Origin of the sequence: Labilibaculum sp. K2S (genome assembly GCF_030372765.1) — a bacterium.
In the GTDB taxonomy this organism is placed as follows: domain Bacteria; phylum Bacteroidota; class Bacteroidia; order Bacteroidales; family Marinifilaceae; genus Labilibaculum.
In genome coordinates, this window is record NZ_JAUCMW010000041.1 from 1 (window position 1) to 8,256 (window position 8,256).

10 protein-coding genes are annotated in these 8,256 nt (G+C 35.4%); 6 read left to right on the forward strand and 4 right to left on the reverse strand.

What is annotated here, in order from left to right; all coding sequences use genetic code 11:
• Positions 1-18: 18 nt before the first annotated feature.
• The 3 genes from QUH73_RS21000 to QUH73_RS20320 all read right to left on the reverse strand — a co-directional run bounded on the left by QUH73_RS21000 (position 19) and on the right by QUH73_RS20320 (position 2,244).
• The gene (locus QUH73_RS21000; RefSeq protein WP_442913431.1) at positions 19-219 is read right to left on the reverse strand and encodes a winged helix-turn-helix domain-containing protein; all 201 of its coding nucleotides are present in this window, start codon (positions 217-219) and stop codon (positions 19-21) included.
• A gap of 84 nt (positions 220-303) precedes the next feature.
• Complete coding sequence (kdsB, locus tag QUH73_RS20315; protein ID WP_289532280.1) at positions 304-1,053, reverse strand: 3-deoxy-manno-octulosonate cytidylyltransferase; 750 nt, start codon at positions 1,051-1,053, stop codon at positions 304-306.
• 21 nt (positions 1,054-1,074) lie between these two features.
• Entirely contained in the window at positions 1,075-2,244 is a 1,170-nt protein-coding gene (locus QUH73_RS20320) for a sensor histidine kinase (RefSeq protein WP_289532281.1), read from the reverse strand.
• Positions 2,245-2,434: 190 nt separating this feature from the next.
• Here QUH73_RS20320 and QUH73_RS20325 point away from each other — a divergent pair, with 190 nt between their 5' ends.
• From QUH73_RS20325 to groL, 6 genes are all read left to right on the forward strand, one after another.
• Positions 2,435-3,679 (forward strand): sigma-54 interaction domain-containing protein, encoded by a 1,245-nt coding sequence (locus tag QUH73_RS20325; protein WP_442913432.1) that lies wholly within the window; start codon positions 2,435-2,437, stop codon positions 3,677-3,679.
• A gap of 132 nt (positions 3,680-3,811) precedes the next feature.
• Positions 3,812-4,324 carry an LptE family protein gene (locus tag QUH73_RS20330; RefSeq protein ID WP_289532283.1) on the forward strand — a complete coding sequence of 171 codons (513 nt, stop codon included), beginning with the start codon at positions 3,812-3,814 and terminating at the stop codon, positions 4,322-4,324.
• Positions 4,325-4,328: 4 nt separating this feature from the next.
• Positions 4,329-5,387: a hypothetical protein gene (locus QUH73_RS20335; protein ID WP_289532284.1), complete on the forward strand. Its 1,059-nt coding sequence runs from the start codon at positions 4,329-4,331 to the stop codon at positions 5,385-5,387.
• A 6-nt stretch (positions 5,388-5,393) separates the two neighbouring features.
• Complete coding sequence (gene secG, locus QUH73_RS20340; RefSeq protein ID WP_289532285.1) at positions 5,394-5,735, forward strand: preprotein translocase subunit SecG; 342 nt, start codon at positions 5,394-5,396, stop codon at positions 5,733-5,735.
• 259 nt (positions 5,736-5,994) lie between these two features.
• Complete coding sequence (locus tag QUH73_RS20345; protein ID WP_289532286.1) at positions 5,995-6,273, forward strand: co-chaperone GroES; 279 nt, start codon at positions 5,995-5,997, stop codon at positions 6,271-6,273.
• Between the two features lie 33 nt (positions 6,274-6,306).
• On the forward strand, positions 6,307-7,944 hold the full coding sequence (gene groL, locus QUH73_RS20350) for a chaperonin GroEL (RefSeq protein ID WP_289532287.1): 1,638 nt from the start codon (positions 6,307-6,309) through the stop codon (positions 7,942-7,944).
• A 54-nt stretch (positions 7,945-7,998) separates the two neighbouring features.
• Here the strand turns inward: groL and QUH73_RS20355 are convergent.
• Positions 7,999-8,256: hypothetical protein (locus QUH73_RS20355; protein ID WP_289532288.1), on the reverse strand; the 258-nt coding region annotated here is incomplete at its 5' end.

An 8,256-nucleotide genomic window follows, 5' to 3' on the forward strand; every position in this document is an offset into this window, starting at 1 on the left:
GAATTATTCTGGATCAATTTACTTTGCAGAATCAAATGGAGTGTTGATTTGAAGTAAATGAAAGCCGCTCCCGTGAATGTTCTCTATTGACAAATTGGAATCTGGCTTCAAATACTTTCTGAGTTTTGTAATGTAAACATCCATAATTCTTGTTGTATAGAAGTTATCATCGCCCCAAATGGATTGCAGGGCATTCTCTCGAGGTAAAATTTGATTCATATGGAATTGCAACAAAATATGGTACAAAAAGATTAGGCTGCCAATTTATAAGTCTTAAAGAAAAGTTAAAGCATAAAAAAAGGACTATAAAAGCCCCATTTCCTTTACTCTAAGTAAATCTTCAGGAGTATCTATCCCAATCGATTCATGTTCTGTTATTTCTGTTTGTATCCAATAACCGTTCTCAAGCCAACGTAATTGCTCTAAAGATTCAGATAGTTCTAATTTACTTTGTTCCAGCTTTGTAACCTTCATTAAAGCATCAAATCGGTAGGCATACATCCCTATATGTTTGTAGAAAGTATTTTTGGACAGCCATTTTTCCTGATCTTCACCGCGAACAAACGGGATTGGTGACCGGCTGAAATATAAGGCGCGATTATCCTTAGCAGTTACTACCTTAACTTTATTTGGATCAAAAATCTCAGCAGTATTTGTAATTGCTTTTATTAATGTTGCAATCTCGGTAGCTGGATTGTTGAAACAGGATTTTAGCGAATTAATTTGTTCGGGCTGAATAAAAGGCTCATCGCCCTGAATATTGATAACTACGTCGAAATTGAGGTTCAGTTTCGACGTGATATCGTTAGCGGCTTCGGCAATCCGATCGGTTCCGCTTTGATGATTTGGAGAGGTTATAATTACTTTTCCACCAAAGTTAGTAACAGCTTCCTCTATTCTTTTATCATCAGTGGCAACATATACATGATCAAGAGCTTTAAGAGCTTGTTCGTATACTTTTTGAATCATTGGTTTGCCGTTAATATCGGCCAAAGGTTTACCAGGAAACCTAGTAGATGCATATCTTGCAGGTATAATTCCTAAGAATTTCATTCTTGTTTTATTTTGCGGGTTTTAATTTAATGGCAAAGTAAACAAAAATTCAGAACCTTTTCCTAGTTTGCTATGAGCCATTATTTCTCCACCATGACCGTTCACAATTTTTTTAGCAATAGCTAAACCTAAACCAGTGCTACTTTCGTTTGCTGTAGTTTTTGCACTTGTTGTACCAAACTCGGTAAATAAATTTTTTACCTCCTGAGCTGGAATACCAACTCCCTGATCAGTAACTGATATTTCAATATGTGAATTGTTCTTTTTAAGAATGACAGATATTGTTGTATCTGGGTTAGAGTATTTAATAGCGTTACTTAATAGATTGTGTAGTACTTGCTCAATTTTATTTTTGTCGATACAAATTGAATTAACACTTATTGTTGGAATAAAATTGATTTGGATGTTCTTTTTTTTTGCGAAAATCCTATTGATTTTTATTGTATTTTCAATTATTTCCTGAATATTCTGTTCCTTCTTATCCAGTTCCAGTTTACCCAGTTCAATTTTGGAGATATCTAATAGCTCATTAATCAAGTTAAGAGAAAACTGACTGCTGTCTTTTATTAATCTCATGAATTCAATTTTATCTTCATCGGAAAAATCGTGATACGAATCTAATAGTATATTGGAAAAGGATTTTATAGCACCAATGGGATTACGAAGGTCGTGAGCCGCTATACCTATGAATTTTGATTTCTGCTCATTAAGAACACGAAGAGTTTCGTTCTGTTCTTCAAGTTTATTCCTGTTATTCTCTAATTCTGTATGGTCATCAACAATTACCAAAATATATTCATCTCCATCATATTGTATGTGTCGGGTTGAATACAAAAAGTGTTTGGTCTCTTTTTGGTTATTTGAGTAAAAACCTCTGGTGAGTTTTCTCCCATTTACAGGAACTTTTTGACACATGGTAAGCAGAAGATCGCTTCTCAATTTACAATTTTTACAATGAGAGGTTTCACCGCATAACGCATTTTCGTCAACGGTATATTGACATCCTAAGGAATTGCCACATAAATTACCAAGTATCTTTTCTTCTCTTTTCTGAAAGAGGAGCGTAAATGATTCGTTTACACTTTTAACGCGAGTATGCTTATCAAGAATAAATATTGCCGATGTTATATTGTTGAATAAAATATTTAAAAATTCATTTGATTCTTTAAGACTTTTTAGACTGATTGACATAGGCTCTTAGATTTTACTATGTGTAACATGAATTATTACGGAGATTGAATGAAAAAGATACTGAAAATTAACAATCTTTAAAGATATTAATTAAGCAGAATAGCCTTCTGAGTCTAAAAAGTAGTAATTTTGTCAGGTAGCATGATAAAATTTCATGCTTTTACTTAGGTAACAATCAAATTAGATTTTTTTGATGGATATACAAACAATAAAACATCGTTTCTCAATTATCGGGAATACATATTCTTTAAATAGATCGCTTGACATTGCAATTCAGGTTTCTCCTACTGATTTATCGGTATTAATTACAGGGGAGAGCGGAACGGGAAAAGAAGTGTTTCCTCAAATAATACATCAATTCAGCTCACGAAAACATGCTCCGTATATAGCTGTGAATTGTGGCGCTATTCCGGAAGGAACTATTGATTCAGAATTATTTGGACATGAAAAGGGGGCATTTACGGGAGCCTTATCAGATCGGAAGGGATATTTTGAGGTAGCCAATAAAGGGACAATTTTCTTGGATGAGATTGGTGAATTGCCGCTATCAACGCAAGTTCGTTTGTTACGTGTTTTAGAAACAGGTGAGTTCATTAAAGTTGGTTCGTCAAAGGTTTTAAAATCAGATGTAAGAGTTGTTGCTGCGACAAATCTTAATGTTCCTAAAGCTGTAAAAGATGGTAAGTTTAGAGAAGATTTGTATTACCGTTTAAATACTGTACCTATCAACATGCCTCCTTTGCGGGAGAGACAAGAGGATATTTATCTGCTTTTCCGAAAATTTGCACAAGATTTTGCTGAAAAATATAGAATGCCGCCTTTGCGGCTCGATTCTGGAGCTCAACAATTATTGAAATCTTATCGTTGGCCTGGGAATATCCGACAATTGAAAAATATTACAGAACAAGTTTCAATTATTGAAAAGGAAAGGCAAATTAGTGCTGACATACTGAGGAACTATCTTCCAAGGAATGATGAGCATATGTTACCTGCTATTTATACTGATGCGTCTAAAAAAGATCAGGCCTTTTCTTCAGAAAGGGAAATACTTTACAAGGTTCTTTTTGATATGAAAAAGGACATGACTGATTTGAAAAAGTTAGTGTTTGAGTTGATGCAAACAAGTGGAGATTCTTCATCTTTGCAAAAAGATAACGCTTTGCTTATCCGGAAGCTGTATGAAGATCAGGAGATTGATATTCTTCATCATCAATCTTCGGCGCAAACTTCTACTGCTGTTTCATCTCCTAAAGATTCGGTAATTCAGGACACAGAGGAATTTGTTGAGGAATCTTTATCGCTTGAAGATAAAGAGGTTGAATTGATCAGGAAAGCCTTGGAGAAGCACAACGGAAAACGGAAGTACGCTGCGCAGGATTTAGGAATATCTGAGCGGACACTGTATCGTAAAATCAAAGAATACGATATCAACTAATATTCACAATTTATTGTTATTTTTATTTCCCAATATATGAAACGTCCATGACAGGCAATTGTGACACACAGGGGCATGATTATTGGTTCATGGTAAGTTCCATATGGAAACTAAAAAACAAATTATAATCATATGAATTTAATTAAAGTCTTGTTTTTAAGTTTTTGTGTTGCTTTTGTAGTAACAGCATGTAAGGTTTCTTATTCATTTACAGGAGGAACACTATCGACTGATGTGAAAACTTTTTCTGTTCAGTTTTTCCCCAACAGAGCACCTCTTGTAAATCCAAATTTGAGTAATCAGTTTACCGAGGCACTTAAGGAAAAATTCCGTGGACAAACTAGTTTGGATGAAATTGTAGATGGAGAAGGACAGTTGAATTTTGAGGGAGAAATAACCGGATACAGAACTCAGGCTTTAGATGTTACTGCGGATGATATTTCTGCAACCAATAGATTAACAGTTACTGTAAAAGTTCGTTTCACAAACGAAATAGAGCCTGATAATGATTTTGATAAGAGCTTTTCAGCCTTTCGGGATTTTGATAGTACTAAACAGTTAAGTGATGTGGAAGAAGGATTAGTGGTAGAGATTTTAGAAGATATTATTGATGATATATACAACGAAGCGGTTGTAAACTGGTAAAAAAATGGATCAAAGTTTATTGCAAGATTGGATTAGAAATTCAGCGAAAATGGATCGGAACAGTCATCGGGAATTAAAAAGCCTGATTGACCGATATCCTTATTTTCAGACTGCTCATCTACTCTTGTTGAAAAACTTGTATGATAGCCAAAGCATTCGGTTTAAAGAAGAGTTGAGAAATTCAGCTTTGTACATTCCAGACCGACGTCAGTTGTTTTTGTTAATTCAAGATCAAATTAAGATACAATCCCGTTCTAAGAGCACTGAAAATATACTTGTTGCTCCTGAAACATCAGATCCTGTTATATCAGAAGTTCAAATTGATATACGAAAAGAAAGTACTGATCTTCCGATCGATGAAAAGCCACCTGTATCTGAAATTGAAGCAGAGGAGGCGGATGGATTATTTCAATTATCAGAAGAGTTGGAAGTAAATGATCCGGAGGTTTCGCAGGATCAGAATAATTCTGTAGAATCTGAAAATTTGTTAGTTGCAAATGAGGATATTTTAGAGTTTGATGATTCGGAAAATAAAAAAGAGGAATCTACAGCGAAAGCTGAGAAGTCGCCAATAGAAAAGCAGTTGAGCGACTCAGAATTATTGGTGGCGGCAACAGAGGTTTATCATATTGGTTTTGGTGGCAATTTATACACTTTATCAGATGAACCAAAGATCAAGAAAACAGAATCGAATAAAGATGAAAATCACACCTTTACTGATTGGATGACAGTTGTTAATAAAAAGGATAGTGAAGAAGTTCGCTCGGATTCAGATAAGGAAAAATCGAAAAAAGGAATTGATCTGATTGATAGTTTTATTCAAAATGAACCAAGAATAAGCAGGAACATTAAAGTTGTTGATAAACAAGAGGATATTTCATTAGGAAGTTTAGAAGATAAAGATGGTTTTATTAGTGAAACTTTGGCCTCTATCTATGTGAAACAGAAGCTGTTCGATAAGGCTGTTGCTGTTTATGACAAATTAGTTTTGAAAAATCCCGAAAAAAACGCTTACTTTGCGAGTCAGATTGAGAGAATAGAAAAATTAAAAAATAGTAAATAGATAAGTATGTATACCTTTGTTTTAGTATTGATCTTTATTGTTTGTGTACTTTTGGTGTTAATCGTATTAGTACAGAACTCTAAAGGAGGTGGATTAGCTTCAAACTTTTCATCCTCAAACCAAATTATGGGAGTTAAGAAAACAACTGATTTCCTTGAGAAAGCAACTTGGGGTTTGGCCGGAAGTTTATTAGTTCTTTGTCTTTTAGCTGCGATGACTATTGATCGTGGTGAAGTAGCAGGTCAGAAATCACAAATTGAGCAGCAATTGCAGGAAACTGAAACTGCTACCGATGTTCCTACTTTCCCTACTGAAGCTCCTTCTACAGAAAAGGATACAGCAAAATAAGAAAAGAAAAATATTGTTGATATAAGTAAATGTCAGTATGTCATATCATACTGACATTTTTTTTGTCTTGCTATCGTTCTGTTTTTCAGTATATTTATTCATTCTCAATTGAAATATTGATAAGTCTTGATCACATTTGTTATTGATGTTTTGAAATAGGTACAGGATTGCGGCAAAATTGTCAATGAATTTCTTTTGGCATGGATTGTGAAAGAGAATGAGTCATAAAATGTAATTTAAAACTTAAAATATTTTGAAAATGGCAGACTTAAAAGGTAGAATTCTTGCTGGCAAAATTTTGGTTGAAGCTATTAAAGCTGAAGAAAAAACTGCAAGTGGTATCATTATTCCGGATGCTGCAAAAGAAAAGCCAATGCAAGGTAAAGTAGTATTGGTTGGTACCGATAAGAAGGATGAACCAATGGAATTAAAAATCGGTGATACGGTTTTTTATGGCAAATATTCAGGAACAGAGTTGGTAATTAATGGAGATGATTATCTGTTAATGTCTCAGTCAGACGTTTTGTACATTGCGTAATTAACTTCACAAACTTTCAAAATTGAATAAAAAATGGCTAAAGAAATAAAATTTAATATAGAAGCTCGCGATCTTTTAAAAAAAGGTGTTGATGAGTTGGCAAATGCAGTAAAAGTAACCTTAGGCCCTAAGGGTAGAAATGTTGTAATTGATCGCAAGTTTGGTGCTCCTCAGATCACAAAAGATGGTGTTACTGTTGCAAAGGAAATTGAGCTAGCTGATCCTGCCTCTAATATGGGTGCTCAGATGGTTAAAGAAGTAGCTTCGAAAACAGGAGATGATGCTGGTGATGGAACTACTACTGCTACTGTTTTGGCACAATCCATCGTAAATGTTGGTTTGAAAAATGTTACTGCAGGAGCTAACCCAATGGATTTAAAACGCGGTATTGATATTGCCGTTGCGGCTGTTGTTGCGAACATTAAAGAGCAAGCTCAGGAAGTTGGGGATAACTTCGATAAGATCAAGCAAGTTGCTAAAATCTCTGCAAATAATGATGAGACTATTGGTGCACTGATTGCTGAGGCAATGGAAAAAGTGAAAAAAGAAGGTGTAATTACTGTTGAAGAAGCAAAAGGAACTGAAACTTACGTGAAAGTGGTTGAAGGAATGCAATTTGACAGAGGGTACATCTCTCCGTATTTCATTACTGATCCTGAAAAAATGGAAGCTGATTTAGAGAACCCATATATTTTATTGTACGACAAGAAAATCTCTACAATGAAAGAGTTAATGCCGGTTCTTGAACCAGTTGCTCAATCTGGTCGTCCGCTGATGATTATTGCTGAAGATGTAGAAGGCGAAGCATTAGCCACTTTGGTTGTGAATCGTTTAAGAGGTTCATTAAAAGTTGCCGCTGTTAAAGCTCCTGGATTTGGCGACAGAAGAAAAGAAATGTTGGAAGATATTGCTATTCTTACCGGAGGGCTTGTTATTTCTGAAGAAAAAGGAATGAAATTGGAGCAGGCAACTTTGGAAATGCTTGGTCAATCAGAAAAAATTACCATTGATAAAGAAAACACAACTATTGTAAATGGAAGTGGAGAAAAAGATGGTATTGTTGCCCGAGTTGCTCAAATCAAAACTTTAATTGAGAATTCAACTTCTGATTACGATAAAGAAAAACTTCAGGAAAGATTAGCAAAATTAGCTGGTGGTGTTGCTGTACTTTATGTTGGAGCAGCTTCTGAAGTTGAAATGAAAGAGAAAAAAGATCGTGTTGACGATGCATTGAGTGCTACTCGTGCGGCTGTTGAAGAAGGAATTGTTCCTGGTGGTGGTGTAGCATATATTCGTGCAATTGCGGCTCTGGAAAACCTTAAAGGTGAGAACGAGGACGAAACAACTGGGATCGAGATAATAAAGCGTGCTATTGAAGAGCCATTGCGTCAGATTGTTGCCAATGCTGGTGGCGAAGGTGCAGTTGTGGTTGATAAGGTGAGAGCCGGTAAAGGGGACTTTGGTTACAATGCCCGTATCGGAGAATATCAGAACCTATTTGAAACTGGTGTTATTGATCCTGCTAAAGTATCTCGTGTAGCTCTTGAAAATGCGGCTTCAATAGCTGGTATGTTTTTAACTACTGAATGTGTTTTGATTGAAATAAAGGAAGATGCTCCTGCTATGCCAATGGGTGGCGGAATGGGTGGTGGAATGCCTGGTATGATGTAATCATTCTTCATATGGAATATAGAAGGCGGCTGTTGGCCGCCTTTTTTATTTCTATTACTTACGTATCAATAAAGGAGGCAATAGAATTTTTTCTTTGATTAGCCGCTTATTAAGCCTTCTGCTCATGCTCTTGTAAATTGTTCTGGAATCATCCAATTGTGTGCCCGAAGAATAAATTTTACCAACCCAAACAGGTTGCATACTATTTACATCAATTAAGTAGGCTTGAAATACGGCTTTCGGACTTTCTGATTTTCTAATTGGATAAATCGCTCCATTATGTGCCACCCATTTCGGTTCAAAGTGTGCCAC